Source organism: Pantoea sp. Ap-870, assembly GCF_011752515.1.
In the GTDB taxonomy this organism is placed as follows: Bacteria; Pseudomonadota; Gammaproteobacteria; order Enterobacterales; family Enterobacteriaceae; genus Pantoea; species Pantoea dispersa.
In genome coordinates, this window is record NZ_VWXG01000009.1 from 208,513 (window position 1) to 223,279 (window position 14,767).

Annotated in this window: 15 protein-coding genes, 1 tRNA gene and 2 rRNA genes; 15 read left to right on the top strand and 3 right to left on the bottom strand. The window is 56.6% G+C overall.

Translation table 11 applies throughout. From position 1 onward, the window contains the following. Nucleotides 1-257: 257 nt before the first annotated feature. The 15 genes from msrP to F3J41_RS19875 all read left to right on the top strand — a co-directional run bounded on the left by msrP (nt 258) and on the right by F3J41_RS19875 (nt 14,256). Entirely contained in the window at nt 258-1,262 is a 1,005-nt protein-coding gene (msrP, locus tag F3J41_RS19805; protein ID WP_021508154.1) for a protein-methionine-sulfoxide reductase catalytic subunit MsrP, read from the top strand. Next, complete coding sequence (gene msrQ, locus F3J41_RS19810) at nt 1,263-1,865, top strand: protein-methionine-sulfoxide reductase heme-binding subunit MsrQ (protein WP_021508155.1); 603 nt, start codon at nt 1,263-1,265, stop codon at nt 1,863-1,865. Between the two features lie 232 nt (nt 1,866-2,097). Beyond that, nucleotides 2,098-2,550 (top strand): type II 3-dehydroquinate dehydratase, encoded by a 453-nt coding sequence (aroQ, locus tag F3J41_RS19815; protein ID WP_021508156.1) that lies wholly within the window; start codon nt 2,098-2,100, stop codon nt 2,548-2,550. 21 nt (nt 2,551-2,571) lie between these two features. Beyond that, nucleotides 2,572-3,039: an acetyl-CoA carboxylase biotin carboxyl carrier protein gene (gene accB / locus F3J41_RS19820; RefSeq protein ID WP_058759883.1), complete on the top strand. Its 468-nt coding sequence runs from the start codon at nt 2,572-2,574 to the stop codon at nt 3,037-3,039. 11 nt (nt 3,040-3,050) lie between these two features. After that, complete coding sequence (gene accC, locus F3J41_RS19825) at nt 3,051-4,400, top strand: acetyl-CoA carboxylase biotin carboxylase subunit (protein ID WP_021508158.1); 1,350 nt, start codon at nt 3,051-3,053, stop codon at nt 4,398-4,400. A 71-nt stretch (nt 4,401-4,471) separates the two neighbouring features. Continuing rightward, a complete protein-coding gene (locus F3J41_RS19830) occupies nt 4,472-4,714 on the top strand; it encodes a YhdT family protein (RefSeq protein ID WP_166712188.1) in 243 nt (80 codons plus the stop codon). Beyond that, entirely contained in the window at nt 4,704-6,149 is a 1,446-nt protein-coding gene (gene panF / locus F3J41_RS19835; protein WP_104093876.1) for a sodium/pantothenate symporter, read from the top strand. The genes F3J41_RS19830 and panF overlap by 11 nt, the downstream gene beginning before the upstream one ends. 12 nt (nt 6,150-6,161) lie before the next feature. Continuing rightward, nucleotides 6,162-7,043: a 50S ribosomal protein L11 methyltransferase gene (gene prmA, locus F3J41_RS19840; RefSeq protein ID WP_021508161.1), complete on the top strand. Its 882-nt coding sequence runs from the start codon at nt 6,162-6,164 to the stop codon at nt 7,041-7,043. A 195-nt stretch (nt 7,044-7,238) separates the two neighbouring features. After that, nucleotides 7,239-7,967 carry a carbonic anhydrase gene (locus F3J41_RS19845; protein WP_031279827.1) on the top strand — a complete coding sequence of 243 codons (729 nt, stop codon included), beginning with the start codon at nt 7,239-7,241 and terminating at the stop codon, nt 7,965-7,967. A gap of 308 nt (nt 7,968-8,275) precedes the next feature. Beyond that, nucleotides 8,276-9,241, top strand: a complete 966-nt coding sequence (dusB, locus tag F3J41_RS19850) for a tRNA dihydrouridine synthase DusB (RefSeq protein ID WP_040679767.1) — start codon at nt 8,276-8,278, stop codon at nt 9,239-9,241. 24 nt (nt 9,242-9,265) lie between these two features. Next, nucleotides 9,266-9,562: a DNA-binding transcriptional regulator Fis gene (gene fis, locus F3J41_RS19855; protein WP_003855228.1), complete on the top strand. Its 297-nt coding sequence runs from the start codon at nt 9,266-9,268 to the stop codon at nt 9,560-9,562. 537 nt (nt 9,563-10,099) lie between these two features. Beyond that, nucleotides 10,100-11,125, top strand: coding sequence for an amino acid ABC transporter substrate-binding protein (locus F3J41_RS19860; protein ID WP_058759887.1), 1,026 nt, complete (start codon nt 10,100-10,102; stop codon nt 11,123-11,125). Between the two features lie 66 nt (nt 11,126-11,191). Further along, nucleotides 11,192-12,370 carry an amino acid ABC transporter permease gene (locus F3J41_RS19865; RefSeq protein WP_166712180.1) on the top strand — a complete coding sequence of 393 codons (1,179 nt, stop codon included), beginning with the start codon at nt 11,192-11,194 and terminating at the stop codon, nt 12,368-12,370. A gap of 15 nt (nt 12,371-12,385) precedes the next feature. Beyond that, nucleotides 12,386-13,486: an amino acid ABC transporter permease gene (locus F3J41_RS19870; RefSeq protein WP_021508166.1), complete on the top strand. Its 1,101-nt coding sequence runs from the start codon at nt 12,386-12,388 to the stop codon at nt 13,484-13,486. Between the two features lie 8 nt (nt 13,487-13,494). Further along, nucleotides 13,495-14,256: an amino acid ABC transporter ATP-binding protein gene (locus tag F3J41_RS19875; protein ID WP_058759889.1), complete on the top strand. Its 762-nt coding sequence runs from the start codon at nt 13,495-13,497 to the stop codon at nt 14,254-14,256. Between the two features lie 152 nt (nt 14,257-14,408). Here F3J41_RS19875 and rrf (F3J41_RS19880) read toward each other — a convergent pair. The 3 genes from rrf (F3J41_RS19880) to rrf (F3J41_RS19890) all read right to left on the bottom strand — a co-directional run bounded on the left by rrf (F3J41_RS19880) (nt 14,409) and on the right by rrf (F3J41_RS19890) (nt 14,762). Beyond that, a 5S ribosomal RNA gene (rrf, locus tag F3J41_RS19880) occupies nt 14,409-14,524 on the bottom strand. 32 nt (nt 14,525-14,556) lie between these two features. Further along, nucleotides 14,557-14,632: transfer RNA gene (locus F3J41_RS19885), tRNA-Thr, on the bottom strand. A gap of 14 nt (nt 14,633-14,646) precedes the next feature. Further along, nucleotides 14,647-14,762, bottom strand: a 5S ribosomal RNA gene (gene rrf, locus F3J41_RS19890). Nucleotides 14,763-14,767 lie beyond the last annotated feature (5 nt).

The window sequence follows — 14,767 nt, forward strand, 5'->3', positions numbered from 1 at the left end:
CCAGCCGCGCTGGTGCAAACCTGAGCAAATTATCACAATTACCGATCCAAATCAGCGCCCGCCCGGCGCCGGGTTTCGCCACCCTGCGGCGCGAGTATAACGTCAAAGTGTGAAGCGCTGGCTTCCGGGGCGGCTTTTTCGTCCTATTCTCAACAGAACGCACCGGCCAGGAAATTTCACATTTTGCCAGCGAAAGTGGCGCGCCGGGCAGCGTTTGATCATGCTAGCTGCAGTTAATCGATTTGCCGGAGAACGCCATGAAGCGCACGCACATCCTTACCGAAGCCGATGTTACGCCGGAAAGCATTTTTAATCTGCGCCGCCGCCAGGTGCTGAAAGCGCTGGGGCTTGGCGCTGCCGCAGCCAGTCTGCCCGGCGGCGCACAGGCCGATGTGCTGAGCTGGTTTAAGGGCAATGACAGGCCGCCAGCGCCTGCCGGACGCGATCTGCAGTTCAGTAAACCGGCCCAGTGGCAGGCGGACCTGCCGCTGACGCCGTTTGATAAAGTCGCTGGCTACAACAACTTCTACGAATTTGGTCTCGACAAAGCCGATCCCGCCGCCAATGCCGGCACGCTAAAAACTGACCCGTGGCAATTGCGCATTGAGGGTGAAGTGGCGAAGCCGATGACGCTGGATATGGACGACATCTTCAAACGTTTCGCCATGGAGCAGCGTATCTATCGCATGCGCTGCGTTGAAGCCTGGTCGATGGTGATTCCCTGGGTAGGCTTTGAACTCAACAAGCTGCTGAAGCTGGCTGAACCCACCAGCAATGCCCGCTATGTCGCTTTCCAGACGTTATACGCGCCCGATCAGATGCCGGGACAAAAGGACCGCTTTATCGGCGGCGGGCTGGATTATCCCTATGTTGAAGGCTTGCGGCTGGACGAAGCGATGCATCCGCTGACGCTGCTCAGCACCGGCGTTTACGGCAAAGCGCTGCCGCCGCAAAACGGCGCGCCGATTCGCCTGACGGTGCCGTGGAAATATGGCTTTAAAGGGATTAAGTCGATCGTCAAAATTACCCTGACGCACGATCGTCCGCCTACCACCTGGAGCCAGATCGCCGCTAACGAGTATGGCTTCTACGCTAACGTGAATCCGCACGTCAACCACCCGCGCTGGTCGCAGGCGACTGAGCGCTTTATCGGTGCGGGCGGCATTCTCAAGGTGGAACGCCAGCCGACGCTGCTGTTCAACGGTTATGCTAAAGAGGTGGCCTCGCTGTATCGCGGTCTCGATTTACGGGAGAACTACTGAGTGCGCCTGACATTACGCCACGTTACGCTGCTGAAAGTGGTGCTGCATCTGGCGGCGTTTCTGCCGCTGGTGTACCTGTTTCTGGCGGCAAATCAGGGCTGGCTGAGCGCCGATCCGGCGAAAGATATCCAGCATTTTACCGGCCGCATGGCGCTGAAGCTGCTGCTGGCGACGCTGCTGGTAAGCCCGCTGACGCGTTATCTGAAGCAGCCGCTGCTGATTCGTACCCGCCGGCTGCTCGGCCTGTGGTGCTTTGCCTGGGCCTGTCTGCATCTCACCAGCTACTATCTGCTGGAACTGGGCTACGATCATCTGCGATTACTCGGCAGTGAGATTGTCTCGCGCCCCTATTTGTTACTGGGCATGATCAGCTGGATTATTCTGTTTGCTCTCGCCATCACCTCTTTTCAGCGCGCCCAGCGCAAACTGGGACGCCGCTGGCAAACGCTGCACAACGGCATCTATCTGGTCGCGATCCTCGCGCCTGTCCACTATCTTTGGTCAGTAAAAGTGCTGTCACCGCAGCCGTGGATTTATGCACTACTGGCGCTGGCGCTGTTAGGCTGGCGTTACAATAAGTTGCGTAAACTTCTGCGCCGATAATCCCCGCAAGGTTGTTTTCCTGCTGCGAGATCTGTTAAAAGGTGTGGCCTTCGGGCCTCGCCGGATCAACTTCGCAGATAAGACCAGTATTTTGCTGCGAATTGCCTCGAAACGGATATAATGCCCGGCTTTATTGCAAGCGAAGTCTTCTTTTTCACTCTGAAGAGTGACAAATGAAGGATGTCGCGGTATTTTACGCGATGCCTCACTGATTGCAGGAGATAGCCGCAAGATGGCGCATAAATTTCACATACTGCTGTTAAACGGACCCAACCTGAACCTGTTGGGAACGCGCGAGCCTGACAAGTATGGTCACACCACGCTGGCGCAGATTGTCAGCGATCTGACGCAACAGGCCGACCAGCACCATGTGAAATTGAGTCATTTGCAATCGAATGCGGAATACCAGCTGATTGATCGTATTCACGAAGCCCGCGGCAACGTCGATTACATCATCATCAACCCGGCTGCGTTTACGCACACCAGCGTTGCCCTGCGCGATGCGCTGTTGGCGGTTAGCATTCCTTTTATTGAGGTGCATCTCTCAAATGTGCATGCACGCGAACCGTTCCGACATCACTCCTATCTTTCCGATGTATCTGCCGGCGTCATCTGTGGACTGGGCGCCGACGGCTACTCGTGGGCTTTACAAACGGCCGTAAAACGCCTGTCACATTCCAATTAAACAGAGTACGGAACCACACTCATGGATATTCGTAAAATTAAGAAACTGATCGAACTGGTTGAAGAGTCCGGCATCGCTGAGCTGGAAATCTCTGAAGGCGAAGAGTCAGTTCGCATCAGCCGTTCACCTGCCAATGTCGGTTACCCTATGATGCAGCAGGCTTATGCTGTTCCGGCTCCACAGCCTGCGCTGGCTGCTGCGGTTGCACCTGCTGCTGCGCCTGTCGCTGCAGAAGCGGCTAAACCTGAAGTCAGCGGCCACATCGTGCGTTCGCCGATGGTCGGTACCTTCTATCGTACCCCAAGCCCGGACGCTAAAGCATTTGTGGAAGTGGGTCAGAAAGTGAACGCTGGCGACACCCTGTGCATCGTTGAAGCGATGAAAATGATGAACCAGATCGAAGCCGATAAATCCGGCGTTGTGAAGGCGATCCTGGTGGAAAGCGGCCAGCCGGTTGAATTCGACGAGCCGCTGGTCGTCATCGAATAACGAGGCGAAGCATGCTGGATAAAATTGTCATTGCTAACCGTGGTGAGATTGCGCTGCGCATTCTGCGTGCCTGTAAAGAACTGGGCATCAAGACTGTGGCGGTGCACTCCACGGCAGACCGCGACCTGAAGCACGTGCTGCTGGCGGACGAAACCGTCTGCATCGGCCCGGCGCAGTCGGTCAAAAGTTATCTTAATATCCCGGCGCTGATCTCCGCCGCCGAAATCACCGGCGCGGTTGCGATCCACCCGGGCTACGGCTTCCTCTCTGAGAACGCCGATTTCGCCGAGCAGGTTGAGCGCTCTGGCTTTATCTTCATCGGTCCGAAAGCCGACACCATTCGCCTGATGGGCGACAAAGTGTCAGCGATCAACGCGATGAAAAAAGCCGGCGTACCGACCGTACCAGGCTCTGACGGTTCGCTGACCGACGACATGGAGAAAAACCGTGCCATCGCCAAGCGCATCGGCTACCCGGTCATCATCAAAGCCTCTGGCGGCGGCGGCGGTCGCGGAATGCGCGTTGTGCGCAGCGACAAGGATCTTGAGCAGTCCATCAACATGACGAAAGCGGAAGCCAAAGCGGCTTTCAACAACGACATGGTGTACATGGAGAAATTCCTCGAGAATCCACGCCACATCGAGATTCAGGTTCTGGCCGACGGTCAGGGCAACGCCATCTATCTGGCCGAACGTGACTGCTCCATGCAGCGCCGCCACCAGAAAGTGGTCGAAGAAGCGCCAGCACCCGGCATCACGCCGGAACTGCGTCGCTACATCGGCGAGCGCTGCTCTAACGCCTGCGTGGAGATCGGCTATCGCGGTGCCGGTACGTTCGAGTTCCTGTATGAAAACGGTGAGTTTTACTTCATCGAGATGAACACCCGTATTCAGGTGGAACATCCGGTCACCGAGATGATTACCGGCGTCGACCTGATCAAAGAGCAGCTGCGTATTGCTGCCGGTCAGCCGCTGTCCATCAAACAGGAAGATGTGGTGGTGCGCGGCCATGCGGTCGAGTGCCGTATCAACGCCGAAGACCCGAACACCTTCCTGCCGAGCCCGGGCAAGATCACCCGTTTCCACGCGCCAGGCGGTTTTGGCGTGCGCTGGGAATCGCACATCTATGCCGGCTACAGCGTGCCGCCGTATTACGACTCAATGATTGGTAAGCTGATTACCTACGGCGAAAACCGTGACGTGGCTATTGCGCGCATGAAAAATGCGCTGGCAGAACTGATCATCGACGGCATCAAGACTAACGTCGATCTGCAGATGCGCATCATGACCGACGAAAACTTCCAGCAGGGTGGTACTAACATCCACTATCTGGAGAAAAAACTCGGCCTGCACGAGAAGTAAGCGCAGCGCAGAGCAATGCAGAGGCCGGTTAAACCGGCCTTTTTCATTTTTGTTGCCTTTGAGGTTGCATGATGGATGGGCGTTTTTTGCAAGCTAACAAAGAGGCGCGCTGGTCGCTGTACCTGACGCTGGCGTACCTCGCCGTCTGGGGCGTGTCCGCATGGCTCGGCGGCACACAAAGCGGTTTCACCGGTTTACCGCGCTGGTTTGAACTCTCCTGCGTGTTCGCGCCCGTGCTGTTCATTGGCCTGTGCTGGCTGATGGTGCGCGTGGTGTTCCGCGATATGTCTCTGGAGGACCACGATGGAAACTGAAATCATTCTGCCACTGCTGGCCTATCTGGTGCTGATTGCCGGGCTGTCGGTGTTTGCCATGCGCAAACAGCGCCACGGCAACTTCCTGAGTGAGTATTTCCTCGGCAGTCGCTCGATGGGCGGTTTTGTGCTGGCGATGACCATCACCACCACTTACATCAGCGCCAGCTCATTTATTGGCGGGCCGGGCGCGGCGTATAAATACGGGCTGGGCTGGGTACTGCTGGCGATGATTCAGGTGCCGGCGGTCTGGCTGTCGCTCGGCGTGCTGGGCAAAAAATTCGCGATTCTGGCGCGACGCTACAACGCGGTGACGCTCAATGACATGCTGTACGGCCGCTACCGCAGCCCGCTGCTCATCTGGCTGGCCAGTATCAGCCTGCTGGTGGCGTTTATTGGTGCCATGACGGTACAGTTCATCGGCGGCGCGCGCCTGCTGGAGACGGCCGCCGGTATTCCTTATGATACCGGGCTGTTGATTTTTGGCGGCACCATCGCGCTGTATACCGCGTTTGGCGGCTTTCGCGCCAGCGTGCTTAACGATGCCATGCAAGGGCTGGTGATGCTGATTGGCACCTTCCTGCTGCTGTTTGCCGTCATCCACCAGGCGGGCGGTCTGGCAACGGCGGTCACCAAACTGCGCAGCATCGATCCGCAGCTGGTGTCACCGGAAGGCGTCGGCAACGTCATCAATCCAACCTTCCTCAGTTCGTTTGCCGTACTGGTGTGCTTTGGCGTGATTGGGCTGCCGCATACCGCCGTGCGCTGCATCTCCTACAAAGACAGCAAAGCGATGCATCGCGGTATCATACTCGGCACCATCGTGGTGGTGATACTGATGCTCGGTATGCATCTGGCCGGCGCACTCGGTCGCGCGGTACTGCCGGATCTGGCGATTCCGGATCGCGTGATCCCGACGCTGATGATCACCGTGCTGCCACCGATGGCGGCTGGCGTGTTCCTCGCGGCGCCAATGGCGGCGATCATGTCGACGATTAACGCGCAGCTGCTGCAATCGTCCGCTACGCTGATCAAAGATCTTTACCTGCGTATCGCGCCGCAGCACAGCGAGAACGAGGCGCGTCTGCGGCTGCTCTCCGGCACCATCACCTTTGTGCTCGGCCTGCTGCTGCTGCTGGCGGCCTGGAATCCGCCAGATATGATTATCTGGCTCAACCTGCTGGCGTTCGGTGGCCTTGAAGCGGTCTTTCTGTGGCCGCTGGTGCTGGGACTGTACTGGGAGCGCGCCAATGCGGCGGGCGCCATCAGTGGCATGGTGGTGGGAGCCGGATGCTATACGCTGCTTGCCAGCCTGAAAATCGAACTGTGGGGCTTTCACCCTATCGTGCCATCGTTGACATTAAGCCTGCTGGCCTTTCTGGTGGGTAATCTGTTCGGCAGCGCGCCTGACGCTCGCGATGCTGCCCTGGAATAAAAGAGAAACGCTATGCCATGGATTCAAATCAAAATTAACAGCACCGGCGAGCACGCCGAAACCCTCAGCGACGCGCTGATGGACGCCGGTGCGGTGTCGGTCACCTTTCAGGACACGCACGACAACCCGGTGTATGAGCCGCTGCCCGGTGAAACCCGCCTGTGGGGCGATACCGATGTGACTGGCCTGTTCGACGCGGAAACCGCCATGGATGATGTGGTGGCCGAACTGAGCCAGCATCCGCTGCTGGGATCGGGTTTCCGCCATAAGATCGAACAGATCGAGGATAAAGACTGGGAGCGCGAATGGATGGATAACTTCCATCCGATGCGCTTCGGTGAACGCCTGTGGATCTGCCCCAGCTGGCGCGACGTGCCGGATCCGGATGCGGTCAACGTGATGCTTGATCCCGGTCTGGCCTTTGGTACCGGCACCCATCCCACCACGTCGCTGTGCCTGAGCTGGCTGGATGGTCTCGATCTGCAGGGCAAAACGGTGATCGATTTCGGCTGTGGCTCCGGCATTCTGGCCATCGCCGCGCTGAAACTCGGTGCAGCCCAGGCGATCGGCATAGATATCGATCCGCAGGCGATCCAGGCCAGCCGCGATAACGCCGAGCGCAACGGCGTGGCCGACCGCCTGTCGCTGTATCTGCCGCACCAGCAGCCGGAAAACCTGCAGGCGGATGTGGTGGTCGCCAATATCCTCGCCGGTCCGCTGCGCGAACTGGCGCCGCTGATTGGCGTGCTGCCGAAAGCCGGCGGCCATCTCGGTCTGTCCGGCGTGCTGGCCAGCCAGGCGGAAAGCGTGTGTGAAGCCTATGCGGAGCGCTTTGCGCTGGACGCCGTGGCGGAAAAAGAGGAGTGGTGTCGCATCACTGGCGTGCGCCGCTAACCGACGCATGGGCCAGCGACTGCTGGCCCGATTTTCCCCGCCTGAGACCTGTCTCAAATCCCCGCCAGCCCCGTTTTCCTGCCGTTTCTTTACATTGAAATCAGTAGACTGCTGCACCAGGCGATAGCGCTATCCCTGTTAACCGTGCCGTGCGCGGCACATAACATTGATATATCGCTTAGTGAATAAATGATGATGAAAAGCAAACACACACTGATCGCTCTGCTGCTGGCAGCAGCGCCTTTTGCTCACGTTCAGGCTGCCGCCTGGGATTATGCTCAGCCACAGCAGTGGGGTGACCTGTCCCCTGATTTTCACGTCTGCAAGCAGGGCGTGAATCAGTCGCCGATTGATATTCGCCAGGCGCTGCATGCCAGTCTGCCGGCGCTGACGCTGGAACTGCAGGCGCGCCAGGCCGCGATTGTTAACAACGGCCACACCGTGCAGATCAACCTGCAGCAGGGCGATACGCTGACGCTGGACGGCGAGACCTTCACGCTGAAGCAGTTCCACTTCCATACTCCGAGCGAAAACCTGATCGACGGCAAACGCTATCCGCTTGAGGGCCACTTTGTATTCAGTGACGAGCAGCAGCAGCTGGCGGTCATCGGGGTGATGTTCGAAGCCGGTGCGGCAAATCCGGTACTGACGACGCTGCTGGATACGCTGCCGGCGCAGGTCAATCAGCCGGCCACGCTGCAGCAGGATGTCGATATTACGCCACTGCTGCCCGCCGATCGCCGTTACTACCGCTTCAGCGGTTCGCTCACCACGCCACCGTGCAGTGAAGGCGTGCGCTGGCTGGTGATGAAGCAACCGGTAACGGCTTCCGCACAGCAGCTGCAGGCCTTTAGCGCGGTGCTGGGTGAACACGGTAACAGCCGCCCGGTGCAGCCGCTCAATGGCCGACTGGTGGTTGAGTAACGAAATACTCACCAAACGTAAATAAAGCGTTCACTTTTCAATCAAATCACCGCCATTTCTCTTGCCGATTAGCGGAAGTGGCGGTTTTTATGTTGTGATTCAGCGCATATTTTTGGAAAAACTTTTGCTCACAATTTCAGCGTATTTTTGTAATACACTGAATTTAAACAAGTAATGATGAATACCGCGCTGTTAAGCCCCATTTCCCTGATCTTAAACGGCGAATTGTTCAAAGTTTGGCCTTTCATCTTCCGGAAAAAATGCGTAATATACGCCGCCTTGCGAACAGTTAGGGTCACTTCTTTTTCATGCGCATTGGACATCACCAGCTACGTAATCGACTCATCGCTGCGCCTATGGCCGGAGTATCCGACAAGCCATTTCGCACCCTGTGTTATGACAACGGCGCCGGTATGACTGTCTCCGAGATGCTGTCATCGAACCCGGAAGTCTGGGCCAGTGACAAATCGCGTTTGCGTATGGTGCATAGTGACGAGCCCGGTATTCGCGCCGTGCAAATTGCGGGTTGCGATCCCGATGAGATGGCCGCCGCCGCGCGCATTAATGTTGCGTCCGGTGCACAGGTTATCGACATCAACATGGGCTGCCCAGCTAAAAAAGTGAATCGTAAGATGGCAGGTTCAGCGCTGCTGCAGCATCCGCAGCTGGTGGAGTCAATCCTCCGTGCGGTGGTGAACGCAGTCGATGTACCGGTTACGCTGAAGATTCGCACCGGCTGGGACAAAGAAAATCGTAATTGTGTAGAGATTGCCCAATTGGCTGAACGCTGTGGTATTCAGGCCCTGACCATTCATGGCCGCACGCGCGCCTGTTTGTTTGAAGGGCAAGCTGAATACGACAGCATTCGGACAGTTAAGCAGAGCGTCGCTATTCCGATTATCGCGAATGGTGACATTACTGACCCGCACAAAGCCAGGGCAGTGCTCGACTACACCGGAGCCGATGCTCTGATGGTGGGACGCGCTGCTCAGGGAAGACCGTGGATCTTCCGGGAAATCCAGCATTATCTGGACACAGGGGAGCTGCTGGCACCGAAGCCGCTGGCTGAAGTGAAGCATATGCTGATTGGACACATACGGGAGCTGCACGACTTTTACGGTCAGCGCAAGGGATACCGTATTGCCCGAAAACACGTTTCCTGGTATTTGCAGGAAAGTGCCCCTGACGACCAGTTTCGGCGCACATTCAACGCCATAGAGGATGCCAGCGAACAGCTGGAGGCGTTGGAGGCATACTTCGAAAATCTTGCGTAAACGAAATAAAGAGCTGAAAGAACTATGTTCGAACAACGCGTAAATTCTGACGTACTGACCGTTTCTACCGTTAACTCACAGGATCAGGTGACGCAAAAGCCTCTGCGTGATTCGGTTAAACAGGCACTGAAGAACTATTTTGCTCAACTGAACGGTCAGGATGTAAGTGACCTGTATGAGCTGGTACTGGCTGAAGTCGAGCAGCCTCTGTTGGACATGGTGATGCAGTATACCCGTGGCAACCAGACCCGCGCTGCCCTGATGATGGGCATCAACCGCGGTACGCTGCGTAAGAAGCTGAAAAAATACGGCATGAACTAAGCGTTCTGGTTCCTTGCTGCGATAACGCCAGCCTTTGGGCTGGCGTTTTTGTTTGTATTTCCCGCCTGTTAACACCGCGTGAAACGATTATCGTCAAAATGGTAACGATAGTTGCAATCGCCGGCGTGATAGCTCATCTCTCTCAGGGCCGCTGCCCTGCCCTGTTTTTGCGCAGAAAAAATCCTTCTGATCGCCCCTCAACCCGCTTTGTTTGTGATCCTGAACCGCTTCAGCGGTAATTCCACTTTGCCGTACACCTGTTCATGAGCGTTAGCTCACACTGCTTCCATATAGTGAAACTTTTTGCACTATTTGTGATCGTGGCGACTCGTCATGCTGCCTTTTGGTGCGCGATAGTAGCGACAACTTTCCGGATACGTCCGTTTATTAAAAGATCTTTCCAGTGAATTCAGGATTCTGCAAACCTGGCATCAGCTTTGCAGTGTCGTGGATGGCTAAACGCCACAGAAAGAAATAAGCGCACAGTAAAGTGCGCGCAAACATAACAACACACGATCTCGCCACACAGGATGCTTTATGAAAAAGATGATGCTTTCCACCCTGATTGCTGCCGCCTCGCTGTTCGCCGTGACCCAGCAGGCGCACGCAGGCACCACGCTGGACGCCATTAAGAAGAAAGGGTTTATACAGTGCGGTATCAGCGATGGTCTGCCAGGGTTCTCCTACGCTGACGCCAGCGGCAAATTCACCGGTATCGATGTTGACGTGTGCCGCGCTGCTGCTGCTGCGGTCTTCGGCGATGCCAGCAAAGTAAAATACACCCCGCTGACCGCTAAAGAACGCTTCACTGCGCTGCAGTCAGGCGAGGTGGATATCCTGTCGCGTAACACCACCTGGACCTCATCACGTGATGGCGGCATGGGCTTCCTGTTCGCCGGCGTAAACTATTATGACGGCATCGGCTTCCTGACCCATAAGAAAGCCGGTCTGAAAAGTGCCAAAGAGCTGGATGGTGCCACCGTGTGTATCCAGGCCGGTACCGATACCGAGCTGAACGTGGCCGACTACTTTAAAGCTAACAAAATGCAGTACACGCCGGTCACCTTCGACCGCTCTGATGAGTCTGCTAAAGCGCTGGATAGCGGCCGCTGCGATACCCTATCTTCTGACCAGTCACAGCTGTATGCGCTGCGCATCAAGCTGGGCAAGCCTGATGACTTTATCGTACTGCCTGAAGTGATTTCAAAAGAGCCGCTGGGGCCGGTCGTGCGTCGCGGTGATGATGACTGGTTCACCATCGTGAAATGGTCGCTGTTCGCCATGCTGAATGCGGAAGAGATGGGCATCAGCTCAAAGAACGTTGATGAGATGGCGGCGAAGCCAACCACGCCAGATATGGCACACCTGCTGGGCGCAGAGGGTGATTTCGGTAAAGACCTGAAGCTCGACAACAAGTGGGCGTACAACATCATCAAGCAGGTTGGCAACTATCAGGAAGTGTTCGATCGTAACGTTGGTAAAGACAGCGCGCTGAAAATTGCACGCGGCCAGAATGCGCTCTGGAACCAGGGCGGCATCCAGTACGCTCCACCAGTGCGTTAATTGTCTCCTGCCAGTCGGGCACCGCATCCTGCGGTGCCCACGCGTATTCTTCACTGAGGTTTTAACATGTCGCAACGCCCAACCGTGAAAAGGGATTTTTCGTTCGGTAATCCTACGGTTCGCGCCTGGCTTTACCAGATTGTCGCGATTGTGGCGGTGTTTGCTGTGGTGGGTTATCTGATCCACAACACGGTGATCAACCTTGCCAATCGCGGTATCACCTCCGGCTTTGGCTTTCTTGAGCGCAACGCCGGTTTCGGCATCGTCCAGCATCTGATCGATTACAGCGAAGGTGATACCTACGCGCGCGTGTTTATGGTCGGGTTAACCAACACCCTGCTGGTCTCCGCGCTCTGTATTGTCTTCGCCTCGATCCTCGGCTTCGCCATCGGTCTGGCGCGCCTGTCGGATAACTGGCTGCTGCGCAAGCTGTCGACCATTTATATCGAGACGTTCCGTAATATCCCGCCGCTGCTGCAAATCTTCTTCTGGTACTTTGCCGTGCTGCGCAATCTGCCGGGCCCGCGTCAGGCGCTGAACGCGTTCGATCTGGCTTTTGTCAGCAACCGCGGTCTGTATATACCGTGGCCGGAGTATGCGCCCGGCACCTGGCCATTCCTGATCGCGCTGGCGATTGCCATCGCCGCCAGCGCCGCGCTGTTCCGCTTCAACCGCAAGCATCAGCTGAAAACCGGTCAGCTGCGCCGCACCTGGCCCGCTGCGGCCGGTTTAATTGTGCTGCTGCCACTGATCGCCCATACGCTGTTTGGTGCCGCCACGCACTGGGATGTGCCCGAGCTGCGCGGCTTCAACTTCCGCGGCGGCTTTGCCATGATTCCGGAACTGGCAGCGCTGACGCTGGCACTGTCGATCTACACCTCTTCCTTTATTGCTGAGGTGATTCGCGCCGGGATTCAGTCATTACCACATGGTCAGAGCGAAGCGGCACGTTCGCTCGGGCTGCCCAACCCGGTTACGCTGCGTCAGGTGATCATTCCGCAGGCGATGCGCGTGATTATCCCGCCGCTCACCAGCCAGTACCTTAACATCGTAAAAAACTCCTCGCTGGCGGCCGCGATCGGCTATCCGGATATGGTGTCGCTGTTTGCCGGCACCGTACTGAATCAGACTGGCCAGGCAATTGAAACCATTGCCATCACCATGGCGGTTTATCTGATTATCAGTCTGCTCATTTCGCTGCTGATGAACCTCTATAACCGCAAAATTGCGCTGGTTGAGCGTTAAGAGAACGGAACCATTATGTCTGTAACCACACACGAAACGCCGCCGGTGTCGGGCAATCCACTGGGTAAAGCCTGGCTCTGGGCGCGTAAAAACCTGTTCTCCAGCTGGCTGAATACGCTGCTCACGTTACTCAGCCTGTGGATTATCTGGAGCGTTATCCCGCCGGCGCTGAACTGGTTGATCTTCCAGGCTAACTGGATTGGCGAAACCCGTGCGGACTGTACGAAAGCGGGCGCCTGCTGGGTCTTTATCCACGCACGCTTTGGCCAGTTCATGTACGGGCTCTATCCGCATGAGCTGCGCTGGCGCATCAATCTGGCGCTGGTGATTGGCCTGCTGTCGATTGTGCCGATGTTTATCAAATCCATGCCGCGCCGCGGCCGCTATATCGCCTGCTGGGCGGTGATCTATCCGGTCGTCGTCTGGCTGCTGCTGTATGGCGGCTATTTCGGGCTGGATCGCGTGGAAACGCGCCAGTGGGGCGGCCTGACGCTGACGCTGATTATCGCATCTGTTGGCATTGCCGGGGCGCTGCCGCTCGGCATTCTGCTGGCGCTGGGCCGGCGCTCAAAAATGCCGGTGGTGCGCACCCTGTCGGTGATTTTCATTGAGTTCTGGCGTGGCGTACCGCTGATCACCGTGCTGTTCATGTCTTCAGTGATGCTGCCGCTGTTTATGGCGGAGGGCACCACCATCGATAAACTGGTGCGAGCACTGGTTGGCGTGATCCTGTTCCAGTCGGCGTATGTCGCGGAAGTGGTGCGCGGCGGGCTGCAGGCATTGCCGAAAGGCCAGTACGAAGCAGCCGAGTCGCTGGCGCTTAGCTACTGGAAAACCCAGGCGCTGGTGATTTTACCGCAGGCGCTCAAGCTGACCATTCCTGGTCTGGTGAACACCATCATCGCGCTGTTTAAAGATACCAGCCTGGTGATCATCATCGGCCTGTTCGATCTGTTCAGTAGCGTGCAGCAGGCAACCGTCGACCCTACATGGCTGGGTATGTCGACCGAAGGCTATGTCTTCGCTGCACTGGTTTACTGGATTTTCTGTTTTAGCATGTCGCGCTATAGCCAGTATCTGGAGAAGCGCTTCCACACCGGGCGTAAATCGCACTGAGGTTTTACATGACACAAACAATGACAACGGCGGCTAACGCCATGATGATTACGCTCGAAAACGTGAACAAATGGTACGGGCAATTCCACGTGCTGAAAGATATCAACCTGCAGGTGAAACCGCGCGAGCGTATCGTGCTGTGCGGCCCTTCGGGTTCCGGTAAATCTACCACCATTCGCTGCATCAACCATCTGGAAGAGCATCAGCAGGGACGGATTGTCGTTGACGGCATCCACCTGAATGATGATGTGCGCAATATTGAACGCGTGCGCACTGAAGTCGGCATGGTATTTCAGCACTTCAATCTCTTCCCGCATCTGACCGTTCTGCAGAACTGCACGCTGGCACCGATGTGGGTACGCAAGATGCCAAAGAAAGAGGCCGAAGAGCTGGCGATGCACTATCTGCAGCGCGTGCGCATTGCTGAACATGCCCATAAGTTTCCCGGGCAGCTCTCTGGCGGACAGCAGCAGCGCGTGGCCATCGCCCGTTCGCTGTGTATGAAGCCGAAGATTATGTTATTCGATGAACCCACCTCCGCGCTCGATCCTGAGATGGTTAAAGAGGTGCTGGATACCATGATCGGTCTGGCGGAAGATGGGATGACGATGCTGTGTGTGACGCATGAGATGGGCTTTGCGCGTACGGTTGCCGATCGGGTGATCTTTATGGATCGCGGTGAAATCGTGGAGATGGCGCCGCCGGAGGAGTTCTTTGCGAATCCGAAATCCGAGCGGACCCGGGCGTTTCTGTCGCAGGTTATCCACTAAGCGAACACGATTCGCCGCATCATTCAGCCCTTGCCAGCATGGCAGGGGCTTTTTTTATGCCTGTGGATTTTATTGAGGGTTTTTATTGCGATAAAGGTCATGGCAGAAAACAAAAAAGCCCTGAACAGATGTTCAGGGCTTTCGTGTTTGATGCCTGGCAGTTCCCTACTCTCGCATGGGGAGACCCCACACTACCATCGGCGCTACGGCGTTTCACTTCTGAGTTCGGCATGGGGTCAGGTGGGACCACCGCGCTGTTGCCGCCAGGCAAATTCTTTTAAACCGAACTCATGCCATAACTGGTGCTGATACCCAGAGTCGAACTGGGGACCTCACCCTTACCAAGGGTGCGCTCTACCAACTGAGCCATATCAGCACACTAAATTTGATGCCTGGCAGTTCCCTACTCTCGCATGGGGAGGCCCCACACTACCATCGGCGCTACGGCGTTTCACTTCTGAGTTCGGCATGGGGTCAGGTGGGACCACCGCGCTGTTGCCGCCAGGCAAAT

Bases quoted from the DNA above. Each gene is read 5' to 3' on its own strand.
- msrP (WP_021508154.1), top strand. From the start codon at position 258: ATGAAGCGCACGCACATCCTTACCGAAGCCGATGTTACGCCGGAAAGC.
- aroQ (WP_021508156.1), top strand. From the start codon at position 2,098: ATGGCGCATAAATTTCACATACTGCTGTTAAACGGACCCAACCTGAAC.
- accB (WP_058759883.1), top strand. From the start codon at position 2,572: ATGGATATTCGTAAAATTAAGAAACTGATCGAACTGGTTGAAGAGTCC.
- accC (WP_021508158.1), top strand. From the start codon at position 3,051: ATGCTGGATAAAATTGTCATTGCTAACCGTGGTGAGATTGCGCTGCGC.
- F3J41_RS19830 (WP_166712188.1), top strand. From the start codon at position 4,472: ATGGATGGGCGTTTTTTGCAAGCTAACAAAGAGGCGCGCTGGTCGCTG.
- panF (WP_104093876.1), top strand. From the start codon at position 4,704: ATGGAAACTGAAATCATTCTGCCACTGCTGGCCTATCTGGTGCTGATT.
- prmA (WP_021508161.1), top strand. From the start codon at position 6,162: ATGCCATGGATTCAAATCAAAATTAACAGCACCGGCGAGCACGCCGAA.
- F3J41_RS19845 (WP_031279827.1), top strand. From the start codon at position 7,239: ATGAAAAGCAAACACACACTGATCGCTCTGCTGCTGGCAGCAGCGCCT.
- dusB (WP_040679767.1), top strand. From the start codon at position 8,276: ATGCGCATTGGACATCACCAGCTACGTAATCGACTCATCGCTGCGCCT.
- fis (WP_003855228.1), top strand. From the start codon at position 9,266: ATGTTCGAACAACGCGTAAATTCTGACGTACTGACCGTTTCTACCGTT.
- F3J41_RS19860 (WP_058759887.1), top strand. From the start codon at position 10,100: ATGAAAAAGATGATGCTTTCCACCCTGATTGCTGCCGCCTCGCTGTTC.
- F3J41_RS19865 (WP_166712180.1), top strand. From the start codon at position 11,192: ATGTCGCAACGCCCAACCGTGAAAAGGGATTTTTCGTTCGGTAATCCT.
- F3J41_RS19870 (WP_021508166.1), top strand. From the start codon at position 12,386: ATGTCTGTAACCACACACGAAACGCCGCCGGTGTCGGGCAATCCACTG.
- F3J41_RS19875 (WP_058759889.1), top strand. From the start codon at position 13,495: ATGACACAAACAATGACAACGGCGGCTAACGCCATGATGATTACGCTC.